This window comes from Streptomyces sp. NPDC032198, from assembly GCF_040636975.1.
Taxonomy (GTDB): domain Bacteria; phylum Actinomycetota; class Actinomycetes; order Streptomycetales; family Streptomycetaceae; genus Streptomyces.
In genome coordinates this window covers 232,720-254,651 of record NZ_JBEZVL010000014.1, presented here as the reverse complement: position 1 = coordinate 254,651, position 21,932 = coordinate 232,720, and the positions used below count along the sequence as shown (strand labels likewise).

The 21,932-nt window shown below is 71.2% G+C and carries 19 protein-coding genes and 1 pseudogene; 7 read left to right on the top strand and 13 right to left on the bottom strand.

Annotated features, from left to right (window positions below; genetic code table 11):
- Positions 1 to 4: 4 nt before the first annotated feature.
- The gene (locus AB0E78_RS32980; protein WP_361840399.1) at positions 5 to 640 is read right to left on the bottom strand and encodes a TetR/AcrR family transcriptional regulator; all 636 of its coding nucleotides are present in this window, start codon (positions 638 to 640) and stop codon (positions 5 to 7) included.
- Positions 641 to 877: 237 nt separating this feature from the next.
- Here AB0E78_RS32980 and AB0E78_RS32975 point away from each other — a divergent pair.
- Positions 878 to 1,772, top strand: a pseudogene (locus AB0E78_RS32975) (alpha/beta hydrolase).
- 177 nt (positions 1,773 to 1,949) lie between these two features.
- Here the strand turns inward: AB0E78_RS32975 and AB0E78_RS32970 are convergent.
- The 4 genes from AB0E78_RS32970 to AB0E78_RS32955 are packed head-to-tail and all read right to left on the bottom strand — an operon-like array spanning position 1,950 to position 4,667.
- Positions 1,950 to 2,861 carry a phosphotriesterase gene (locus tag AB0E78_RS32970; RefSeq protein WP_361840536.1) on the bottom strand — a complete coding sequence of 304 codons (912 nt, stop codon included), beginning with the start codon at positions 2,859 to 2,861 and terminating at the stop codon, positions 1,950 to 1,952.
- Positions 2,862 to 2,890: 29 nt separating this feature from the next.
- The gene (locus AB0E78_RS32965; protein WP_361840396.1) at positions 2,891 to 3,571 is read right to left on the bottom strand and encodes a DUF4865 family protein; all 681 of its coding nucleotides are present in this window, start codon (positions 3,569 to 3,571) and stop codon (positions 2,891 to 2,893) included.
- A 59-nt stretch (positions 3,572 to 3,630) separates the two neighbouring features.
- Positions 3,631 to 4,029, bottom strand: coding sequence for a cupin domain-containing protein (locus AB0E78_RS32960; protein ID WP_361840394.1), 399 nt, complete (start codon positions 4,027 to 4,029; stop codon positions 3,631 to 3,633).
- A gap of 50 nt (positions 4,030 to 4,079) precedes the next feature.
- Positions 4,080 to 4,667, bottom strand: coding sequence for a TetR/AcrR family transcriptional regulator (locus AB0E78_RS32955; protein WP_361840391.1), 588 nt, complete (start codon positions 4,665 to 4,667; stop codon positions 4,080 to 4,082).
- A gap of 565 nt (positions 4,668 to 5,232) precedes the next feature.
- Between AB0E78_RS32955 and AB0E78_RS32950 the strand changes: the two genes are divergently transcribed.
- Genes AB0E78_RS32950 through AB0E78_RS32940 form a run of 3 tightly spaced genes read left to right on the top strand, consistent with a single transcriptional unit; the run spans position 5,233 to position 9,106 of the window.
- On the top strand, positions 5,233 to 5,532 hold the full coding sequence (locus tag AB0E78_RS32950; protein WP_361840389.1) for an SHOCT domain-containing protein: 300 nt from the start codon (positions 5,233 to 5,235) through the stop codon (positions 5,530 to 5,532).
- On the top strand, positions 5,529 to 6,494 hold the full coding sequence (locus tag AB0E78_RS32945; protein WP_361840386.1) for an ABC transporter ATP-binding protein: 966 nt from the start codon (positions 5,529 to 5,531) through the stop codon (positions 6,492 to 6,494). The genes AB0E78_RS32950 and AB0E78_RS32945 overlap by 4 nt, the downstream gene beginning before the upstream one ends.
- Positions 6,491 to 9,106 carry an FtsX-like permease family protein gene (locus AB0E78_RS32940; protein WP_361840383.1) on the top strand — a complete coding sequence of 872 codons (2,616 nt, stop codon included), beginning with the start codon at positions 6,491 to 6,493 and terminating at the stop codon, positions 9,104 to 9,106. Before AB0E78_RS32945 ends, AB0E78_RS32940 begins: the two co-directional genes overlap by 4 nt.
- A gap of 38 nt (positions 9,107 to 9,144) precedes the next feature.
- On the opposite strand, the gene AB0E78_RS32935 is transcribed toward AB0E78_RS32940, so the two are convergent.
- A complete protein-coding gene (locus AB0E78_RS32935) occupies positions 9,145 to 9,684 on the bottom strand; it encodes an ATP-binding protein (protein WP_361840381.1) in 540 nt (179 codons plus the stop codon).
- Positions 9,685 to 9,887: 203 nt separating this feature from the next.
- On the bottom strand, positions 9,888 to 10,217 hold the full coding sequence (locus AB0E78_RS32930; protein ID WP_361840379.1) for a hypothetical protein: 330 nt from the start codon (positions 10,215 to 10,217) through the stop codon (positions 9,888 to 9,890).
- A gap of 294 nt (positions 10,218 to 10,511) precedes the next feature.
- Here AB0E78_RS32930 and AB0E78_RS32925 point away from each other — a divergent pair, with 294 nt between their 5' ends.
- On the top strand, positions 10,512 to 11,642 hold the full coding sequence (locus tag AB0E78_RS32925) for a PLP-dependent cysteine synthase family protein (RefSeq protein ID WP_361840376.1): 1,131 nt from the start codon (positions 10,512 to 10,514) through the stop codon (positions 11,640 to 11,642).
- A 22-nt stretch (positions 11,643 to 11,664) separates the two neighbouring features.
- On the opposite strand, the gene AB0E78_RS32920 is transcribed toward AB0E78_RS32925, so the two are convergent.
- Positions 11,665 to 12,153, bottom strand: coding sequence for an SRPBCC family protein (locus AB0E78_RS32920; protein WP_361840373.1), 489 nt, complete (start codon positions 12,151 to 12,153; stop codon positions 11,665 to 11,667).
- A 63-nt stretch (positions 12,154 to 12,216) separates the two neighbouring features.
- Positions 12,217 to 13,101, bottom strand: a complete 885-nt coding sequence (locus tag AB0E78_RS32915; protein ID WP_361840371.1) for a DeoR/GlpR family DNA-binding transcription regulator — start codon at positions 13,099 to 13,101, stop codon at positions 12,217 to 12,219.
- Positions 13,102 to 13,381: 280 nt separating this feature from the next.
- Here AB0E78_RS32915 and AB0E78_RS32910 point away from each other — a divergent pair, with 280 nt between their 5' ends.
- Complete coding sequence (locus AB0E78_RS32910) at positions 13,382 to 15,691, top strand: hypothetical protein (RefSeq protein WP_361840533.1); 2,310 nt, start codon at positions 13,382 to 13,384, stop codon at positions 15,689 to 15,691.
- On the opposite strand, the gene AB0E78_RS32905 is transcribed toward AB0E78_RS32910, so the two are convergent.
- The 4 genes from AB0E78_RS32905 to AB0E78_RS32890 all read right to left on the bottom strand — a co-directional run bounded on the left by AB0E78_RS32905 (position 15,651) and on the right by AB0E78_RS32890 (position 20,328).
- Positions 15,651 to 18,074: a right-handed parallel beta-helix repeat-containing protein gene (locus AB0E78_RS32905; protein ID WP_361840368.1), complete on the bottom strand. Its 2,424-nt coding sequence runs from the start codon at positions 18,072 to 18,074 to the stop codon at positions 15,651 to 15,653. The two genes, AB0E78_RS32910 and AB0E78_RS32905, sit on opposite strands and share 41 nt — an antisense overlap.
- 196 nt (positions 18,075 to 18,270) lie before the next feature.
- Positions 18,271 to 18,876, bottom strand: a complete 606-nt coding sequence (locus tag AB0E78_RS32900; protein WP_361840366.1) for a hypothetical protein — start codon at positions 18,874 to 18,876, stop codon at positions 18,271 to 18,273.
- Positions 18,877 to 19,031: 155 nt separating this feature from the next.
- Positions 19,032 to 19,856 carry an MOSC N-terminal beta barrel domain-containing protein gene (locus AB0E78_RS32895; RefSeq protein WP_361840363.1) on the bottom strand — a complete coding sequence of 275 codons (825 nt, stop codon included), beginning with the start codon at positions 19,854 to 19,856 and terminating at the stop codon, positions 19,032 to 19,034.
- A 46-nt stretch (positions 19,857 to 19,902) separates the two neighbouring features.
- On the bottom strand, positions 19,903 to 20,328 hold the full coding sequence (locus AB0E78_RS32890) for a DUF6643 family protein (protein ID WP_361840361.1): 426 nt from the start codon (positions 20,326 to 20,328) through the stop codon (positions 19,903 to 19,905).
- A 290-nt stretch (positions 20,329 to 20,618) separates the two neighbouring features.
- Between AB0E78_RS32890 and AB0E78_RS32885 the strand changes: the two genes are divergently transcribed.
- Positions 20,619 to 21,926 (top strand): TerD family protein, encoded by a 1,308-nt coding sequence (locus AB0E78_RS32885; protein ID WP_361840358.1) that lies wholly within the window; start codon positions 20,619 to 20,621, stop codon positions 21,924 to 21,926.
- Positions 21,927 to 21,932 lie beyond the last annotated feature (6 nt).

Sequence of the window (21,932 nt, the reverse complement as noted above, 5' to 3'; positions counted from 1 at the left end):
CGGCTCAGCGAGTAAGCGCGTCCAGGGCGGTGTCGGCGATGGCCGTCAGGGCTTCGCGATCGGCGCCGCCCTGCGCGGCGACCCGCATGCCGCCGATGACGGCGTTCAGGAAACGGGCCAGGTCGCCCGGGTCCCGCTCGGAGGCGATGTCGCCGCTGCCCTGTCCTGTACGGATGACGGCGCTGATGGCGGCCAGCCGCACCGCGAGGTCGCGGGCGAGCATCTCGGCGGCCTCGGGGTCGCGCCCGGCGAGCTCGACCGTCGTATTGACGGTCAGACAGCCGATGCTGTGCCCGCCGTCCTGGCCGTCCCCGCCGTCCTCGTTGTCCTGGCCGCCCTCGCGGCACTCGAACTCGGAGTCGACGATGCGGGTGAACAGCGCGCGAAGGCGCTCCATCGGGGTGCGCTCCGTGTCATCCAGGATCTCGACCTGGATGGACGTCATGGAGTCCATGTAGCGGGCCAGCGCTCGCTGGAACAGCTCGTGTTTGCTGCTGAAGGTGTTGTAGATGCTGCTGCGGCCCAGGCCGGTGGCGTCGCACAGGTCCTGGGTCGAGGTGGCCTCGTAGCCGTTCACCCAGAAGGCGTGCATCGCCGCGTCCAGGGCCCGTTCCTCGTCGAAGGTTCTCGGTCGGGCCATGTCGGTACCGTACCGATTTTGGAACGCTCAGTGCAATACGTGGGTGGATCAAGTCCCTCTTCTCGCGAGTTACCCGTTAACTGGCGCTACTGGTGACGTCGATCAGCAAGGCAAGACGCGACGCCGGAGCCGGATCCCAACGAACGGATCCCAATAGACGGATTCCGACCGGCAGTTTCCGGCCTGCGGATTCCAGTCAGCGGGAGGCAGTGAGTGACGTACCCGAGCACCTGGCATTTGGCGGAGAAGTTCGAGACGTCGGACGGTTACGTGAGGTGGGCATCGTTCGGGGAGGGGCCCCCGGTGGTCCTCCTGCACGGGTCGCCGTTCTCGTCGTACATCTGGCGCGAGATCGCCCCCGCCCTGGCCCGAACACGCCCCCGCCCTGGCCCGAACCCGCAAGGTCTATGTCTGGGACCTGCTCGGCTTCGGGCGGTCCGAGCAGCGGGAGGGGCGGCAGGACGTCGGCCTGGCGGTGCAGGGGAGGATCTTCGCCGGCCTGCTCGCGCACTGGGGTCTGTCCCGACCCGGTGTCGTCGCGCACGATGTGGGCGGGGCGGTGGTACTGCGGGCGCTGCTCCTGGAGGGCGCGGAGTACGGGGATCTCACGCTGGTGGACGCGGTCGGCGGCGGTGCGTGGGGGACGGGCTACTTCAAGCTCATCCGCGAGAACGCGCACGTCTTCGAACAACTCCCCGGCTACGCCCACGAGGCGCTGGTGGCCAGCCACCTCCGTCACGCCACGCACACCGGCTACGGGCCGGGCGGCCTGGATGCGTACCTCGACCCATGGCGTGGCTCGGAAGGCCAGGCGGCGATCTACCGCCAGTACCGCCAGTACCGCCAGTACCGCCAGTACCGCCAGTACCGCCAGTACCGCCAGTACTGTCAGTTCGCGCAGTCCCAGACGGACGAGCTCGAACCTCTCCTCGGCGAGGTGACCGTGCCGACCCGCATCATCTGGGGACGCGAAGACCGCCTGCTCCCAACGGAGTTCGCCGATTTCCTGCGGGGCCGGATCCCCCACGCCGACCTGATCCGGGTGGACGGCGCGGGCCACACCATCCAGGACGACGCGCCGGCCCGCCTGCTGTCGCACTTGACGACGGACCTTCGGCAGCCAGTCGGCTGACGGTCTGCGACGATCCCCCGCCTGCTGTCGCACTTGACGACGGACCTCCGGCAGCCAGTCGGCTGACGGTCTGCGACGATCGCTGATCGTCACCTCGCCCTTGAACCGAGTCCTACTCCCACTCCACCGTCCCTCGAACCAAGCCCTACGCCACTCCACCCGCCCTCGAACCGAGCCCTACTCCCACTCCACAGCGAACGCCCGCCCCGGATTGACCGTCAGCATGTGCTCCACCACGGCTTCCCCCACGGCCAGTTCGAGCCGCGGTCGGACCCTGCGCAGCAGATACGGCAACCCGGGGCCGCCGTTCACCGCGCGCGCACCGGCAGTCGTCGTGTCGCCGCCGAGGAGCAGCCGGCCCGCGAAGCCCGCCTCGGCCAGGGCTTGTACCGCTTCCGGCATGCGCCAGTCCGTGGCGTGGTGGGAGCGTGAAGGGCCGTCGAAGGCGAGGTAGGCCCCGGCTTGGGCGGCCTCGCGGTGGACGGTCAGGTCGGGCGAGCGGTTCAGGTGCCCGAGGATCACCTTGCCCGGCGGCACTCCCAACTCCCCGCACAGCAAGTCGAGCACGTCCAACGCGCCCGTGCCGAGCTCCAAATGGACGGCGATGGGTGCGCCCGTCGCATGGTGGGCCTCGGCCGCCGACTCCATCGTCCAACGGGCGTGCGCGTCCAGGCCGTGGAAGCCGCCCGCCACCTTGATCATCCCTGCCCGCACGCCGGTGCCGCCGATGCCTTCCGTCAGCTCTCGAACGAAGACGTCCGCCAGCCCTTTGGTGCGCAGTCGGGTCAGCAACTCCGGTGCGTAGTTGGGTGCTTGATGCAGGCCCGTCGCGGCGACGATACGTACGCCCGTCGCCCGGGAAAGCCCGGGCAGCTCCCTCGCACGGCGTCCCATTCCGTGAGGTGTCCACTGGATGAGGCTCCTGCCGCCCGCCCCATGGAAAGCGGCCAGCTCCTGTGCCGCAAGATCGGCCGAGTCGAGCTCTTGGCCCGGGAGTTGAGGGGTGGTCAGGAAGAGGTGATCGTGAGCGTCGCAGATACCGAGATCGGTGGGCGCGACGTCGCCGAGTACGGTGCGGACCGCGAGCACGATGTCATCGGGCGTGGTACCGACCGCGCTCACCACTGCCGTCCCTGGGGGAGGAGCTCGCGCTCCGGAGTGGACAGATGGAGGACTTGGAAGACCTCCCCCTCCTCCTTGGGTGATTCGTGGTCCCAGACGGAGAAGTGCACCGCCTCCCACGTTCGCGGGTCGATGGCCACGGCCGCGAAGATCGCCCCGTCCTGGCGCGCCAACCGCGCCCCCTCGGCGGCGAGTTCGGTGGCGAAGGCGCCCAGGGGAGTGCGGGCAGGGATGCGCATCCGACGCCGTATCGCGGATTTTGCAGCCTTCGAGGTGGGGGCTGACGAGGCTGAGGTAACCGGCGCGGCCGACGTAACCGGCGTGGTCGGCGTGGCTGACGTAGCCGGCGGGGCTGACGTGGCTCCCGACGATCCGGCCCCCTCCGCGAACGCCACCCCACCCCAGTGCTGTACCTCCGGCCGCCCGAAGTCATCGACGATCCCCTGGAACCCGGGGCCCCAGAGGAAGGAGTTCATACCTTCGGGGGTGTTCCAGAGGTAGAAGGGTGCGTACTGGTTCACGGGGGAATCGTCTGCACCGCGTTCGCGGATCAGGTAGGCCTTGGCCCCGAGGCCCGGGTACTTGTCCAGCAAATGGCCTTTGTCGGCGACCCTGTTGCGAATAATTCCCATGTCGTAGTCGGCCGGCAGAGTGATCTCGTACTGCATCGCGTGCATGCTGGTCCGCTCCTCGAGTCTTCGCGTTTTCGCGTCCTGGCGTCCTGGCGTCCTCGCGCTCAAGCCGTCGGGTACTCATCCGCGCCCACGTGTGCGTCCCAGTGCGTGGTCGTGCCGTCGTCCGTTGCCTCGACGACTGCCAGGTGTGTCATGAAGGTGCGGGGCGCGGCGCCGTGCCAGTGCCATTCGTCCGGCTCGATCCAGACCGTGTCGCCCGCGCGGATCGTCTCCGCCGCACTCCCCTTGCGCTGCACAAGGCCCTCACCCTCCAGGACGTGCAGGACCTGGCCGTGCGGGTGCCGATGCCAGGCGGTGTGGGCCCCGGGGGCGAAGTGGACGTTGAACATGCGTAGCCGGGATGGGGACGGCGGTGCGGCGATCTCGTCCAGCCACACCGTGCCGGTGAAGTTCTCTGCGGGGCCCGCTTGACTGTCCGGGCGGTTGCGCGTGATGTGCACGTCTCTTCAAGTCCTTTGTGCGGGAGAGTTGGATACGCGGGAGAGTTGGGTTACGCGGAAGGGTTGGTGGCGGCGAACAGCAGGGCGAGCAATCCCCGCACGCCGGTATCGAAGGCCGCGGGTGACCCCGAGGCACGGGCGAGCACGTAGCCGCCCTGGACCGTCGCGACGACTGTCGCCGCGATCGCCTGCGCGTCGAGCGTGGCCGCGAACTCGCCGCTCTGCTTGCCCTCTTCGACGATTCCGGCGATCCGGTCCCGCAGCCAGTCGAGCGTCTCGGTGACGGGCGCGCGCAGTTCGTCGCTCGCGATGACGTCGGGGTCCATCGTCAGCCGCCCGACCGGGCAGCCGCGCAGGACGTCGCGCTCGCGCAGCAGATACGCCTCGATGCGTTCGTACGCCGACCCCGTACCGCCCAACACGCCCTCGGCCGTGGCGCGCAACTCGTCCGCCGTACGCCTGATCGCGGCGAGCGCCAGGTCAGGTTTGCCGGTGAAGTGGTGATACATGCTGCCTTGGCCGGCGCCCGCGTGCTGCTGGATCGCCTTGGGGCTCGTGCCGACGTAGCCGCGCTCCCACAGCAGTTCGCGGGTGGATTCGATCAGACGCTCCGGGGTGCTCATGATCGCACTGTACATACTAGTAGGTACAGAAGTCTAGGTGGCGGGCTCCGAGGGGGTGGGCTTCGAGGGGTAGCTGCGGTGGTCGCTCGGAGTGAGCCGTACAGACCAGTAGGTACAATCCGTGGCCTGCCGCCTGCCGCCTGCCGCCTGCCGCCTGCCGCCTGCCGCCTGCCGCCCGGTGGCTGGCAATTGCCGTACGTACCAGTAGGTACAACCCGCCGCCCCGCCACCCCCACCGGTCGGCACTTGCCGTACATACCAGTAGGTACAGCCCTCGCCCCCGCCCCGCCGCGCCCGGCCGCTCACCCCGCCCCGCCCCGCCCCGCCCCGCCGCGCCCGGCCGCTCACCCCGCCCCCGCCGCTCACCCCGCCCCGGGAGCAGCCCCGCAGCCCCCACGTACTCCCCGGGTGGTACGCGCAGTGCCGCTGGCCGTACGACGACTTGGGCCCCTCGGAGCGCGAGTCTCGATACATCGCACAAGTCACCGCGTCGGCTCGGCAAGACCGAACCCGAGACCCAGCCCCCGCGCAAACCACACGCCAAGACCCCGCAGACATCGCTCCCGAGGAGATGGACACCATGAACACCCTGGCTCACTTCGACGGCGGGCCCGGCCCGTGGATCCTGTTCTTCCCGCTCATCTGGGCGGCTGTCGTGATCGGCGGCATCACCCTCCTGCGCCGCACCGTGTGGCGGGGCCGCCGGGCGCCGTGGCAGCGGGACGGCGGCGAGCGGAACGTACGCGTCGACGAGCAGTCGCCCATCGCCGTGCTCGGCCGTCGCTTCGCCTCCGGTGAGATCGACGAGGACGAGTACTGGCGGCGGCTGTCCGTTCTGAACGAGGAGTTCGGCCGTACCTCCAAGGGCGGTGCGGCATGATCACCGCGACGGGAACCCGCGGCATCGACGCCACCACCGTCGATGCCGCCCGCGTCACCGAGGCCGTCAAGGTTCATGGCAGTGGCGACACCGCCGTGCGGGCCCTGGACGGGGTGAGCGTCGGGTTTCCCGCCGGGCGCTTCACCGCCATCATGGGCCCGTCGGGCTCGGGCAAGTCCACCCTGATGCACTGCGCCGCGGGCCTCGACAACCTCACCTCGGGAGCCGCCTACATCGGCGACACCGAGCTGGGCGCGCTCGACGACCGCCGCCTCACACTGCTGCGCCGCGAGCGCATCGGCTTCGTCTTCCAGGCGTTCAACCTGGTGCCGACGCTGACCGTGGCCGAGAACATCACGCTCCCGATGGACCTCGCCGGAAGGCGCACCGCCCGCACCGCCCGCACCGCCCGTACCGACGGGGCGTCAGCGGAGTGGATCGATGCCCTCATCGATGTGGTGGGGCTGCGCGACCGGCTTCACCACCGGCCCGCCGAGCTCTCGGGCGGACAGCAGCAACGCGTTGCCGTGGCACGGGCGTTCGCGGGCCGCCCCGACGTGGTCTTCGCCGACGAGCCGACCGGCAACCTCGACTCGCGCTCCGGCGAGGAGGTCCTGGGCCTTCTGGGCCGCGCCGTGCGGCAGATGGACCGCACCGTCGTCATGGTCACCCATGACCCGGTGGCCGCCGCCCACGCCGACGAGGTCGTCTTCCTCGCCGATGGCCGTCTCGTGGACCGCATGACGGACCCGACCGCCGACAAGGTCCTCGACCGGCTCAAGGCCTTCGACGCGAAGACAGCCGCCGGGACCAAGGCCCAAACCCCCACGAGCGCGGCCGCCGGGGCTGAACCCCGAACCCCCACGAGCGCGGCCGCCGGGGCTGCACCCCGATCCGCCACGAACGCGGCCGCCGGGTCCACTCCCCGTGCCACGTCCCACACCAAGGGAGCGCCATCATGAGTTCCCGCAACACGCCCACCGGCAGGCGCAGCGACACCCCCTCCGCCTCAGCCTCCGCGACCGCCCGCATCAGCCTCTCCTCCCTCCGCGGACACAAGCGTCGTTTCGTCGGTACGTTTCTCGCGGTCATGCTCGGTGTCGCCTTCCTGGCGGGCACGCTCGTCATGGGGGACACCCTGCGCGGCAGCTTCGACACGATGTTCGGCAACGCGACGAGCGGCACCGACGCCGTCGTCCGCAGCGCCGCCGCCATCACCACCCCCGACGACAGCCAGGGCACCCGGCAGCCCGTCAAGACCTCACTCGTCGAGAAGATCGAGCGGACCCACGGCGTCGCCGCCGCCGCGCCCAGCATTCAGGGCGCGGGCCAGCTCCTGGGGAAGGACAAGGAGCCCATCGGCGGCCAAGGCCCGCCCACCCTCGCCGGCAACTGGATCGGCGACACCGAGCTGAACGCCTACCAGCTGGCCGAGGGTCGCGCCCCCGCCAAGTCAGGGGAGGTCGTCGTCAACCGAGGCGCCGCCGACTCCGGTGACCTGAAGATCGGCGACACGACCACGCTGCGCACCCCCGACCCCGTGAAGGTGACGATCGTGGGCCTCGCGACCTTCGGCGGCGAGGACGGCATGGCGCAGACCACCTTCACCGGCATGACGCAGGCCGACGCCGAGAAGTATCTGACGCCGAAGCCCGGCGAGGCGGCGTCCATTCAGGTGCGGGCCGGGCCCGGCGTGAGCGAACAGGGACTCGTCGACGCGCTGAGTCCCGTACTCCCCAAGGGAGTTGAGGCGCTCACCGGCGAGGCGTCGGCGGCGGAGAACACGGACAACATCTCCGGCCAGTTCCTGACGCTCTTCACCAGTTTCCTGCTGGTCTTCTCCGGGATCGCGCTGCTCGTCGCCACCTTCAGCATCCACAACACGTTCGCGATCGTCGTCGCCCAGCGCACCCGCGAGAACGCCCTCCTGCGCGCGCTCGGCGCCTCGCGCCGGCAGGTCACCGCGGCCACCCTGATCGAGGCGAGCGTGGTCGCCGTGGCCGCGTCGTTGGCGGGCCTAGCGGGCGGCATCGGGATCGCGGCCGGGCTCCAGGCACTCTTCCCGGCCATCGGATTCCCCTTCCCCGAGGGCGACCTGGTGATCAGCGGCCTGTCGATGCTGCTGCCGCTGGCCGTCGGCATCGTCGTCTGTCTCGGGTCCGCGCTGCTGCCCGCCGTACGCGCCGGGCGCACCGCACCCCTGGCCGCGCTGCGCGAAACCGCGGTCGACCGCTCCGGGGCTTCACGCAACCGGGCCGTCGCAGGCGCGGTCCTCGCACTCGCCGCCGTCGGCCTCTCGCTGACCGGCGTCCTCGTCAGCCCGTCCGTGTGGCTGGCCGGAGCCGGGGCGGTCCTCGCGCTCGTCGCGTTCGTGGTGCTGGGGCCGGTCGCGTCCTCGCGGGCGGTACGCATTCTCGGCGGGCCCCTCGACCGGCTGCGCGGTGTCACGGGTGGACTCGCCCGCCGCAACGCCCTGCGCAGCCCCAAGCGGACCGCCGCCACCGCGAGCGCTCTGATGATCGGCGTCGCCGTCGTCTCGCTGTTCACGGTCTTCGGCGCCTCTCTGAAGGCGACCATGGACCAGACGGTGAACCGGTCCTTCGCCGGTGACCTCGCCATCAGCACCCCCGGTTTCGGCGCGGGCGGCAGTGGACTCAGCCCCAAGCTGGCCCCCGCGCTCGCCGAGCGGCCGGAGGTCTCGACGGCGGTCGGCCTCGGCAAGGGCACGGCGGAGGTCGACGGGGAAGGGCGTGCCCTGACGGTCACCGACCCGGGTCCCTTCGCCAAGTCCTTCGACCTCGGCACGGTCGACGGATCGCTGGACGGCCTCGGCACCAACGGCATCGCGATCACCCGCGAGGAGGCCGAGAAGCAGGACCTGAAGGTCGGTTCGACCACCGAGCTCGCCTTCGCCGACGGCAAGAAGGCCACGTTCACCGTCCGCGCGCTGTACGGCCGGTCGGAGCTCGCCGGGGACTACGTCATCACCCGGGAAGCCTGGGCGCCGCACCGCATGCAGGACGCCGACAGTCTCGTGTCCGTCAGTTTCAAGGACGGCGTGAGCGCGGCCGACGGCAAGGCCGCCGTCTCCAAGGTCGCCCAGGAGTACGGCAATCCGGATGTGCAGACGCGGGGTGAGTACGCGCAGTCCGCGGCGGGCGGCATCGACATGATGCTCACGCTGGTCTACGCCCTGCTCGCGCTCGCCGTCCTGATCGCCCTGCTCGGCATCGCCAACACGCTGACCCTCGCCATCCACGAACGGACCCGCGAGCTGGGCCTGTTGCGTGCCGTCGGACAGACCAGGGCGCAGCTGCGGGCCATGGTCCGCTGGGAGTCGGTGCTGGTCGCCGCCTTCGGCACGGCCGGTGGCCTGGTGCTCGGCGGGTTCCTCGGCTGGGTGCTCGTCAAGGCGTCGGACGGCGCGACGAGCAGTGCCTTCGCGTTCGCGGTGCCGCCCGTACAGCTTGCGGTGGTCGTCCTGGTGGGCCTGACGGCGGGAGCCCTCGCGGGTCTGCGTCCGGCACGGCGGGCCGCACGCCTGGACGTGCTGCGTGCCATCGCCACCGAGTGACGAAGGCCGCCCGCTCCACGGAGCCTGTCACCGCCCGGTCAGCCGACAACGGCCGACCGGGCGGGAGTGTGTCCGGGCGCATGCCCGTCGGCGAGGGACTTCGGCCCGATACCCAGGTCCGCGAAGGGACCCGCCGTGGCCGCGCTGTACACCGGGTAGGTGGACGGCAGTGCGACGGCGGACGCGGGGGCCGGGAGGGTGAACCAGACGACCTTGCCCGTGTCGCCGTGGGGGCGTACGCCCCAGCTCTCGCTGACCGCGGCGATCATGGCGAGCCCGCGACCGCCGGTCTCGAACGGCTCCGCGTCGTGCACCTCGGGCAGGCGGGGGTCGTGGTCGTGCACGGAGACCGTGAGGCGGTCGAGCAGCAGCTCGATCTCCACGGTGCACACCTTGTCCGGCTGTGCGTGCCGGTGCACGTTGGTCAGGAGCTCGGTCACACCGAGCGCGGCCTGATCTATCAACGGATCGAGATGCCAGTAGCGCAACTGTGCAGATACGATTCTGCGCACCTGGCCGATCCGGGACGGCAGAGCCTGAAGCTCTACCGTGCAATATCTGCTTGGCTGGCTGATCACGGCTGCGGCTCCCCGAATTGCGGTCCGGAAGAGGACGACGATCGGATCCAGCAGCGGCCGCGGGGTCTGCCGGCCGCTGTTCGTGGCCGACGGGCTGGTTCGCAGCGTCATCGCCGGTGAACCCAGAGTGATGTGAGACCAGAGTGACTCAGGGGGTGCGGGCGTGCAACTCGCACCGCTCCGGCCGGGACCGCGAGAGCTCCTCAGGCGCGTGCCATGCGGCCTTTGGCCCGGCGCACCGCGTCGATGAACTTGCGCACCGTGGGCGGACCTGCTTTGCCGGGCGCCGGTTCATGGTCGGCGAGGGTGAGCCGGTAGCGCGTCCCGTTCAGTTCGGCAAGGGCCCGGTCGTCGGCGGCGAACCACGGCTTGCCGGCCCGGACCGTCTGCACGGGCGCGCTGTCGATCTCCCTGCCATAACTGGTCAGTAGCTCGAACCTGCCGTCGGTGATACGGATTTGACCCGCCCGGGTGAGAGAGCGCAGCCGTCGTCCGATCCGCACGCCTGTGGCCGTGAACTCCGGCTCCGCCATGACGTTCCGCCCCCTTGAGCGCTTCGATGATTCGTTCCGTACGGGACCGCCTTCCCGTGCGGTGCAGTCTGCACGCACCTGACGGCGAGCACCAGTGCGTATGAAGACGTGGTCATACGTGGACGCGGTCCCCTTCCCAGTGTGCCGTGTCGCTGTGTCAGTCGGCTGCGCCAGGTGTGCCTTTGAGGTGCTCAAAGGTGTGTTTATGCAGGTGAGAAGCGTGTGGAAGGTGCTTATGATCGAGGTGTCCGGCCCGCTCCGAGCGCGGCCCGGTTGACACCAAGGAGCCGCGCGGTGAGCACCACACAGCAGGATCAGGCCGACGAGCCGACGACCACGCTCGACGTGGACCGCAGCGACGCGGAGTACCGGGCCTGGCTCAAAGAAGCCGTACGCAAGGTGCAGGCCGACGCCAACCGTTCCGCCGACACGCACCTGCTGCGCTTCCCGCTGCCGGAACAGTGGGGCATCGACCTGTATCTCAAGGACGAGTCGACCCATCCGACCGGCAGCCTCAAGCACCGTCTCGCCCGCTCACTCTTCCTCTACGGCCTCTGCAACGGCTGGATCCGGCCGGGGCGCCCGGTCATCGAGGCCTCCAGCGGCTCGACGGCCGTCTCCGAGGCGTACTTCGCGAAGCTGATCGGCGTGCCCTTCATCGCGGTGATGCCCCGCACGACGAGCGCCGAGAAGTGCCGACTGATCGAATTCCACGGCGGCCAGTGTCACTTCGTGGACGACTCACGCACGATGTACGCCGAGTCGGCTGCCCTCGCCGTCGAGACCGGCGGTCACTACATGGACCAGTTCACCTACGCGGAGCGGGCGACCGACTGGCGGGGCAACAACAACATCGCCGAGTCGATCTACCAGCAGATGAGGCTGGAGCGCTATCCGGAGCCCGCGTGGATCGTCGCCACGGCGGGCACCGGCGGCACGTCGGCGACCATCGCCCGCTACGTCCACTACATGCAGCACGACACCCGGATCTGCGTCGCCGACCCCGAGAACTCGTGCTTCTTCGACGGCTGGACCAACCACGACCCGGACGCCACCAGCGACTGCGGATCCCGCATCGAGGGCATCGGCAGGCCGCGGATGGAGCCGAGCTTCGTGCCCGGCGCCATCGACCGCATGATGAAGGTGCCGGACGCGGCGAGCGTCGCAGCCGTACGAGCCCTGGAGCAGGCGATCGGCCTCAAGGCGGGCGGCTCGACCGGCACCGGCCTGTGGAGCTCCTTGAAGATCGTCGCCGAGATGGTGGCCGAGGGCCGCACCGGTAGTGTCGTCACGCTCATCTGCGACCCGGGCGACCGCTATCTGGACAAGTACTACTCGGACGCGTGGCTGGCCGAACAGGGGCTGGACATCACGCCGTACGCGGCCGCCATCAAGTCGCTCCTCGCGAACGGCACCTGGACCTAGGCCCCCAACACCCTTTCAGCGCTCAGGTGTTGGCCGCGGCGAGGCGCCGTTCGAGGGTGGTGACGGCGTCACGGAAGGCGCGGCCGAGGCCCGGCCTGCCGAGCTTCAGGGCGAGGCGGAGCGCGGCGGGTCCGTCCGCGGCGAACGTCCACTGCACACGGGTGCCGGCGCCGGCCGGGGTGAGCCGCCACTCTTCGAGCAGGGCGCGCAGGCCCGGGGTGTTCGACTCATCGACGCGGTAGGCGTACCGCTTCGGTGCTTCGGCGGCGACGACCGTCTCCCAGAAGCGCGTGCCGCCCTTGAGGCGGACCTCGCGGCCCCTGCCGCCCTCCGCGCCGTCGGTGGGCCGGCAGAGCGTGACCGCGGAGAACCACTCGGGCCAGTCGGTGGTGTCGTCGGCGAGGGCGCGGTACACCGCCTCCGGCGACGCGCTCACCTCGCGGGCGAAGACCAGACGCAACGGAGCGGACTCGGTGAACTCCAGCCCCACGGGCCTCAGTCGGCGTGCCATCGCACTCAGCCCCCAAGCGGCATCAGGTCGTTGACCGGGACCGTCACCATAGCTGGCGAGCCGTCAGATGTCTGCGGTGCTCCCGGCGTTCCCCGCGCGCCCGACGCTCTCGCCCTGCTCGTCGGCCCCCGGCTCCTCCGGCTCGCCCGTGACCACCAGGCGCCGCAGATGCTCGGAGATCTCCGTCCGCGCCTCCGCGGGCAGACCCGCATCGGTCACGAGCGTGTCGACCTGCTCCAGGGAGGCGAACGAACTGAGGCCCACCGTGCCCCACTTGGTGTGGTCGGCGACCACGATGACCCGCCGCGCCGACTGCACCAGACGCCGGTTGGTCTCCGCCTCGGCGAGATTCGGCGTGGACAGACCGGCCTCCGCCGATATGCCGTGCACACCCAGGAAGAGCACATCGAAGTGCAGCGCGCCGATCGCCTGGTCGGCGACCGGACCGACCAGCGAGTCCGACGGAGTGCGCACCCCGCCCGTGAGGACGACGGTGGCCGCGCCCTGACGCTGGCCCGAGGTGCGCTGCGCGGAGTGGAAGACATCCGCGACCCGCACCGAGTTCGTCACCACCGTCAGGTCCGGCACGTCCAGGAGATGGTGGGCCAGCGCATACGTCGTCGTGCCGCCGGAGAGCGCGATCGCCGTACCAGGCGCCACCAGGGAAGCCGCGGTGCGCGCGATGTCCTCCTTGGCGTTCAGCTCCAGGCCCGACTTGGCCTCGAAACCCGGCTCGTGCGTGCTCGCCTCGACGACCGGGACGGCGCCGCCGTGCACCTTCTCCAGGACTCCCTGGCGGGCGAGGGCGTCGAGGTCGCGGCGGACCGTCATGTCCGACACACCCAGCTTGCGGGTCAGTTCATTGACACGGACCCCGCCCCGGCGGCGTACCTCATCGAGGATCAAGGCGCGGCGCTGCTCCGCGAGGAGGTTCTGATTCTCACTCACGTCCGTCCCGGCCCTTCTGCCTCGTCACACCCGTCGCGCCCGTCCATCGCGCTGCCTCATCCTCGCATGCGCCGCCGACAGACGGCCCACCGCCCGATTCCGTGCGCTCACCCGGAACGGGGAGATTACGTGAGGGCAGGTGTGGACGGGTCCGGGAGCGGAGATCCTTGAGGCCTGACCACGCGCACATCGGGGGAAGCGAACAGTGGCAGCTGACCAGAGAGAAGAGACGGCTCTCGAACTCCTCGTCCATGGAGTGGGGGGCACCACACCCGAGGAGATGCTGGGCGATCCCAGGACCGTCCGGGTCTCCGGCGACGAGACGGCGGCCGTGTTCCGCCGCACCGAGGACGCCGACGCCGAGAAGCGCCCGGACGACTACCGGGGCAAGCCGGTCCCTGAGGCGTACGTCTGGTGCAACCTCACCTCCGGGAACGGCTCGCGGGCCCTCTGGCTCCTGCTGCTGCCGTTCATGGTGATCAACCTCGCGCACTGGATGCGCCCGACGTCCAGGCGCATGCGCAGGACCGTCCGGATGTACGGCCTCCTGGTGCGCCTGACCGGACTGACCCTCACCGTCCTGCTCGTCGCCGCCGCCTGCGAGGTCGCCATCGACCTGACCGCCTGGCAGTGCGCGGGCACCCCCGCGTGCGCCGCCGACCGCTCCTGGCTCGGCTTCCTCGCGACCGACGCCTCCGGGCACGGCGGCTGGTGGAGCCAGCCGGGCCGCCGCCTCGCCTTCGCCGCCGTGCTGCCCGCCGCACTCACCGGCCTGCTCTGGTACCTGTCCCAGCGCACCTGGAGCGCGTACGAGTCCCAGACGCCGCTGCCCCACCAGTCCGACCCCGAGGAGGAGCCCGGGCGCACCGCGCTCGGCAAGCCCGGCTTCTGGTACGGGCGGCGCCTGGTGGCCCGCCTGCGCGCCGCGCACACGGCCGCCGGATTCCTCACGGTGGCCGCCGCGGTCGGCGCGTCGGCCGCGCGCCACGACCGGCGCACCGGCGGGTCCGCGCTGCTCGACGCCATCGGGTGGATCCTCGCCGTGGCGATGGTCCTGGGCGGCGGCATCGTCGTCCTGGTGGTCTGGCGCAGGGGCCGCAGCGAGAACAAGCTCGACCGACACCTCGACCAGAAACTGATCCGCAGGCTGCCCCTGGGCGCGCTCGCCCTGCTCGTCCTGACGCTCCTGTACGCCGGGTGGTCACGCCCCGACTGGACCTCCGAGGGCAGGCTGCCGGGCAACGCGACCTTCGGCGGCATCGCCCTCGTCCAGGGGCTCCTGGTCATCGCCCTCGCGGTGGTCGCACGCGTCCTCTACCGCACGGCCCCCGACCCGCGCACCGCCCTGCGGGGCTTCGCGGGCCCCGCCGTCGCCATGCTGGCCTGCGCGCTCGGCGGGGTGATGTCCGGAGGCGGCGCCCAGCGCGTCGCCGACTGGCTCGACGGCGCGGGGGAGCCCGGCTCCGGCGGCTCCATCGACGGCCCGCCCGTACTCCTGACCTGGCAGGCGTCGGTCATCCCGCCCCTCCTGGTGGTCGTCGCGGCGCTCTGCGGCTGGCTCGGCGTCCGCACCTGGCGGCGGGCACGCCGCGACCGGCCGACCATCCCGCTGGAGTACCCCGGCGAGCCGAAGGACACGGCCCGCAGCCGCCGCATCGCGGGCACGCGCGCGCGTGCCGCCCTCACCGACCGGGCCCCCCTCCTGGTGGGCATCACCTCGGCGGTGACGCTGCTGCTCGGTGCGGGAGCGCTGGTGGGCGCCTGGGTGAGCGAGAAGGTCCCGAGCGAGGCCGCGCAGGGACTTCCCCTCTTCTTCGAAGGAGCGGTCGAGACCTCGCAGGCGCTCGGCTCCTGGCTGATCGGCTTCGGCTTCATACTGTTCGTCACCTGGGGCCGCCGCGCCTACCGCGACAAATCCGCGCGCCGCACCATCGGCATCCTCTGGGACGTCGGCACCTTCTGGCCGCGCGCCGCCCACCCCTTCGCACCGCCCTGCTACGCCGAGCGCGCCGTGCCCGACCTCACCTGGCGCATGCACACCTGGACCCGCGCGACGCGCGCCACGGGCGGCAGGCTCGTCATCTCCGGCCACTCGCAGGGCAGCGTCCTGGCCGCCGCGGCCGCCTGGCAGCTGTGGCCCTCCGTCCGCAAGAGGGTCGCCCTCCTCACCTACGGCTCACCTCTGGAGCGCCTCTACGGCCGGTGGTTCCCGGCGCACTTCGGCCCGGCCGCCCTCGGCTCGCTGCACCGCGAGGTCGACTGCTGGCGCAACCTGCACCGCGCCACCGACCCGATCGGCGGCCCCGTCCGGGTCGTCACCGGCGACAAAGGACCGCAGGTCGACCGCGCCGCACTCAAGGACCCGCTGGTCTACGGCCGCACGGAGGAACACCCGCTGCCCGCACCGATCCTGGGCCACTCCGACTACCAGGCCGACCCGGCCTTCGCCGAGGAGCGCGCCCGGCTGCTCGCCCGGCTCAAGCCCGCCGTGCCCGGCCCGCGCCCCCAGGCCGACGAGGCCGACGAAACCGCCGGGCCCGCCGAACCGGTCAGGGCAGCTCCGGCAGATCCTCCGGATACAGCAGGGTGAGATCGTCCGTGCTCGGCTCCTCGAACTGGGCGACCCGCCCCGCGTGCCGCTCCACCATCGCCTCGAACGTCTGGCGCGCGGTGCGGCCGTTGCCGAACGCGGGGCCCTTCGGAAGCGCCGTGAAGTACTTCAGGAGGGCCTCGCCCGTCCCCGTGTCGAGGCGGTACTCGTGCTCCTCGGCCTGCTGCTCCACGATCCGGAGCAGCTCCTCGGGGGCGTAGTCGCCGAAGGTGATGGTCCGTGAGAAGCGGGACGCCACACCGGGGTTGACGGAAAGGAAGCGCTTCATCTCCGCGGTGTAGCCCGCGACGATCACCACCACCGCCTCGCGGTGGTCCTCCATCAGCTTCACCAGCGTGTCGATGGCCTCCCGGCCGAAGTCACGCCCGGAGTCCTCGGGCGAGAGCGCGTACGCCTCGTCGATGAACAGCACACCGCCGCGCGCCCGGTCGAACGCCTCCTGGGTGCGGATCGCCGTCGAGCCGATGTGCTCGCCCACCAGGTCGACCCGCGACACCTCGACGAGATGCCCGCTCTCCAGGACGCCGAGCGACGCCAGGATCTCGCCGTAGAGCCGCGCCACCGTCGTCTTGCCGGTGCCGGGGGAGCCGGTGAACACCAGATGGCGGCGCGCCGAGGCCGCCTTGAGCCCGGCCAGCTGCCTGCGCCGCCCGACCTCGATCATGTCCGTGAGGGCGCGCACCTCGCGCTTGACGCTGTCCAGGCCGACCAGCTTGTCGAGTTCACCGAGCACGTCCTTCGACGAGCGGGACGGTGACTCGGGGGCCGTGGCCTTCGCGGGCTCCGGGTCCGTGCGCTGACCGGGGATCGTGCCGAGCAGCCCCACGGACTGCGTGGCCGTCTGGGGGGCGGCCCCCTGGGGTGTCGCCGCCGTGGCCGCCCCGGTCCGGACCCCGCCGCTCTCGTCGCTGGTGCAGTCCTCGACGAGCGGACCGTCCTCGGCGAACTCGAAGCCGCCGCGCGCACACCGTTCCGTACGGCACTTCTTCAGCGTCGTACGGCAGCCGTCGATGACGTGGAAGCCGTACCCGCCGCTGTCGTTCACCCGGCAGCCGTGCAGGCTGCCGCGTCCGCCCGCGGAGACGTAGAAGCCGGCCTCAGCGGGTGAGGTGACCGTGCAGCGCTCGATGGTGGGGTCGGCGCCCTTGGTGACGATGACGCCCGTCTGGACGCCGTCGACCGTGCAGTTGGCCAGGGTGCCGCCGCTGCCGTGGTCGCGGAACCAGGCGCCGGTGGCGGCCTCGCGGATCCGGCAGTCGTCGAGCTGCGCCGTCGCGCCGTCGCTCACGGACACCGCCGTGTTGCGCACCTGGGAGAGGTCGCTGTCGACGACGTCGGCGCGCGAGCCGCGGTCCAGGACGAACAGCGCGTCCGGCACGTCGTGCACCCGGCAGGACTCCAGGACGACCGTCGCCCCGTCGCTGACCCACACCGCGGGGTAGTCGCCCGTGCTGTCGTGGATCTCGCACTGGTTGGCGTCCACGCGCGTGCCCGGGTCCCACACCGAGAGGCCGTTGCGCCCGAACTGCCGCACGGTGGAACGGGTCAGGGTGAGCACCGAGCGGGAACGCAGGTCGATCGCGTTCTCCGGGATGTCGTGGATGCGGCAGTCGGCGAGCGTGAGCACGGCGTCCGTGTCGAGCGTGACGCCGTCCGAGGTCGTGCGGTGCACGTCGCAGTCCGTCAGATGGGCCGCCGCCCGCGCGGTGATCTGCACGCCCGAGCCCTTGACCTCGTACACCTCGCAGCCGATCGCCTCGAGCCCCGAGTGCTCACCGGTCACCGAGAGCCCCGCGCCGGATGCGTGATGCACCCGGCAGCGCTCGAGACGGGGGTGCGCGCCGCCGCGCACGGCGATGCCCGACTGCCCGGCCGAGACGACCTCGCACTCCTCGAAGACACCGCCCCCGCCGTCGAGGACGGCGATGCCGATGCCGCCGGGGTTGTCGACCGTGCAGCGCCGGACGGTCGGGCGTGCTCCGCCGCGCACCTCGATGCCGGCCGCGGAACGCGTCACCACGCGTACGTCGATGAGTTCGGGCGCCCCGTCCTCGACGAGCAGCGCGGGCGCCGCCGAGTCCTGCCCCTCGACGTGCAGGTCCTGCACCACGGCGGACGAGCGGACGGTGAGCGGCACCCCGTCGGTGGGTGCGATGCGGACGGAGCCGGGGGAGCCCTCCGGGCCGCGCAGCGTCACCGCCCGCTGGACGACGAGGTTCTCGCGGTACGTGCCGGGGGCGATGGTGAGCACGTCCCCGTCGCTCGCGGCCTCCAAGGCGGCAGCGAGCGATGCGTAGTCGCCCGTACGGCGCCGCCATCGCGAGGTGCCGGTGTGCGTCACCTGGACCGTGCCCTGTGCCATGGAGTTGCTCTGCCCCCACCTTGTCGTACGCGGGACCTCACGACCTCGCGCAAGGCGCCGAAGAGTTCGGCCGGTCCACCGTAGCGCGCGGGGCGAGGGCGAGTTGACCCGATCGCCAGGCTCTCACCTGGTCATCGCCGGTCCCTTACGGGCTCAGCAGGTCGCGGAAGGGGTCGGAAGACCGGCGTCCGGTGGCTCAGGAGCCGGTGCCGGTCCGTCCCCAGTCCGGTCCTGCCCTGTCCCAGGCCTGGTCCCAGCGGTCGTAGCGCCGCAGGACGATCCGCCAGACGGCGATGCGCCTGACGCCCTCGACGAGTCCGGCGACCGCCACGGCGGCGCCTATGCCGGCCAGTGCCGCGTGGGTGCTCGCGGTCGCGTCGTCCAGCGGGCGGCCGACCACCTGGCCGTGTTCGTTCGTCCAGAGCCGGAAGCGGTCGCCGGGGTCGGGGGACCGGAGGGCGGCGACCACGGTGCCGGAGTGCGCCGTGCCGTCCGGAGCCGTCCATTCGGCGAGCACACGGCTGTGCCGGTCACGTGCGGAGGACGTCTCGGGATCGGGGTCGACCGGGGGTCTCGACACCTTCCTGATCACCGTGCCCGCGACCTCGTGACGCGCCTTGTGCTGGTCCCGGACCGACTGCAGCAGGGCGTCCCGCGAGGCGCCGCCGATCGCCAGGCCGGCCAGTGGCGCGGCGACGGCGATGAGCAGCACGGCCACACAGGCCACCCAGGCTTCGACGAGGTCGGTCTTGCGGCGCAGCGGATTGTGCCGCCACCGCCAGAGTCCGACGAGTGCTCGCACAGTCCCGCACCCCCTTCCGCGTCCGTTTTAACCACGAACGGCACGGCCCACGCGCCGGCGGGAAGAAAGAGAGAGGCAGATCACCCTCCTCCTTCACGCTCAACGACCATGCCCGGCCTTCGAGTTCCCCTCGTCGGAGCCCTTCAACCGATCTCTCAGCCGAGGACGGTGAACGGGTCACCGATCCGGACCGATCCGGTCGTTTCCGGGACCAGGTTCTGACCGAAGACCAGCTGGTCCCCGAACCGCCGGTGCCTGGCGAGCGTCCGCAGCGGCTCCTTGCCGCGCTCGGCGCTCCGCTGGTCGGTGGTGGTCACGACACAGCGACCGCACGGCTTGGCCACCCGGAAGGTGACCTCGCCGATCGCGACGCGCGACCAGTCGTCCTCGGCCCAGGGCACCGTCCCGTCCACGACCACATTCGGCCGGAAACGGTTCATGGGGAGAGGACCCTCGTCGGAGTGATCGCCCTGCGCGATGAGCGAGTTCAGGGCGTCGAGGGAGGCGAGCGTGGTCAGGAGCAGCGGATACCCGTCGGCGAAGGAGACGGTCTCGCCGTCCTTGGCGTACGCGGGATCGATGGGGCGCCGGGTGGCGGGGTCGTCGAGGTGGACCAGCCGGATGTCCGCGTCGAGATAGGCGCTGAACCAGGCGTGCGCCGCCGCGTCGGCGGGCTCCGCCGGCACCTTGTCCTTCCAGATCTCCACCATGACGGTCTCGCCGGAGGGCGGCACGGCGACCGTCATCGGCTCCTGACCGGGCGCGGACATGCGTATGCCGCCGCCGGGCAGGAGCTCGGCGGCGGCCAACGCCAGCCTCGGATGAGGCCTTTGCGTGACGAGTCGTCCCGCGCTGTCCACCAGCATCCACCGTCGGTCACCCGCGAGCCCCCAGGGCTCGACGACGGCCTCACGCGGTGCGTGTCCCCCGACCGCCTTGAGCGGGTAGAAGTGGATCGAGTGCAGCGCTGGATTCGGCATGCCGTCATCCTGCCAGCAGCCGCTGACAGGGACGCATGCGGGCGAATCAGTAGCCGCGGTAGGGGCGGTTGTACGGATCCTCGTACGTCGCCGGGGCGGGGCGGGGTGCCGCGGGGCGCATGGCCTCGTAGCCCGTACCGGCCGGGGGACGCTGTTGTTGCTGCGGGCCCGGGTATCCGCGCGGCGCCGATGGCTGCTGCGGGATGTACGGCGCGGGCGCCTGCTGCAGCGGTGCGGGCTGCTGCGCGTAGCCGTACGCGGGGTTGTGGTGGGACGGGGCAGCCGGCAGCGCGGGCAGGGCGGCCGGGAGCGCGGGCAGGTGGTGATTGCCCGTGTCGTACATGGCGGGGACCCGGATCGGGGCGATCTGAGGAGTACCCCGCTCGGCGACAAGGGAGTCGTAGATCGGAGTGTCCGGGAAGGACGGCGCGGAGTAGTAACCGCCGCCATAGGTGGAGCGGGGGGAGGTCATGACACATAAGTTAAGCCCTTGATGTGCTGGTTGGGGAGACCGATAAGAGGGTTGTTTTACGTGTCGGTAGTGACCTGACATCCCCAATGCGAGCGAACTTAGGAAAAATCGGTCGCGCGGCGGCGTAGGGATCCTGTAAAAGCCAAGCTCCGTACGGGTTACCGCTGGTTGACGCACGGTTGACGTCCGGGCCGTGCGGCGGGGTGTCCGCGGTGGCCATGGGCCTCCCGGGCGTCCGGGTAATAGGTTGGTCATGAACGGGACGGCGGCGGGCCGGACGTGAACTTGCGATGGGGGCGGACATGACAATGCCTAAAGGATCAAATGTTCCCGTGCCGGCACCTGCCGTGCGCGTCGAACTGGGCTGGGCTTCAGGGGCCGGGGTGCCGGACGCCGACGCGTCGGCCCTGCTGCTCGCCACGTCCGGAAAGGTCCGCTCGGACGACGACTTCGTCTTCTACAACCAGGCGGTCCACTCCTCCGGCGCGGTGCGCCACGAGGGCAAGAAGAGCGACGGCGGCCGGGTGACCGACGCGCTCGTGGTGGACCTCGCGCGCGTGGAGCCCGCCGTCGAGACCGTGGTGCTGGCCGCCTCGACGGACGGCGGCACCTTCGGGCAGGTCCCCGGCCTCTTCGTCCGGGTCGTCGACGCGGCGAACGGCGCCGAGATCGCGCGCTACGACAGCGAGGACGCGACGGTGGAGACGGCGTTCGTCCTCGGCGAGCTCTACCGCCGCCAGGGCGCGTGGAAGTTCCGCGCCGTCGGGCAGGGGTACGGCAGCGGACTCCAGGGCCTGGCCACCGATTACGGGATCTCGGTGGACGAACCGCAGCAGGCAGCGGCGCCCGCCCCGGCCGCGGTGCAGCCCCCGCCGGCCCCCGCGTCGGCTCCGGTGGCTCCCGCCCCCGTCCAGGCCCCGCCGCCGCCCGCCCAGGCCCCCGCTCCCGCGGGCCCGCCCGTGCGGCTCTCCAAGGTCACGCTCACCAAGGAAGCCCCGTCCGTCTCGCTCACCAAGCAGGGCGGCACGTCCGGCGCGATGCGCGTGAACCTCAACTGGGAGGTGCGCAAGCAGTTCAAGGGCTGGGCGAGCAAGCTGGGCCGGGCCGTGGCGATGCACGCGGACCTCGACCTGGACCTGTGCGCGCTGTACGAACTGGCCGACGGCCGCAAGGGCGTCGTCCAGGCGCTCGGCAACGCCTTCGGAGCGCTGGACCAGCCCCCCTACCTGCTGCTCGACGGCGACGACCGCACCGGAGCCGTGGCCAGCGGCGAGAACCTCACGGTCAACCTCAACCACATCAATGACTTCAAGCGCATCGTCATCTTCGTGACGATCTACGAAGGCGCGCGCAGCTTCGCCGACCTGAGCGCCACCGTGACCCTGCAGCCGCAGCACGGCGCCTCCATCGACTTCTCGCTGGACGAGTGCACGGTGCCCTCCACGGTCTGCGCGCTCGCGCTGATCACGAACAACAACGGCGACCTCTTCGTCCAGCGCGAGGCCCGCTACCTGGTGCCCGAGCGCGGCGTGAGCCCGCAGCGCACCATCGACTACGCGTACGGCTGGGGCATGAACTGGACGCCCGGCAGGAAGTAACCCGTC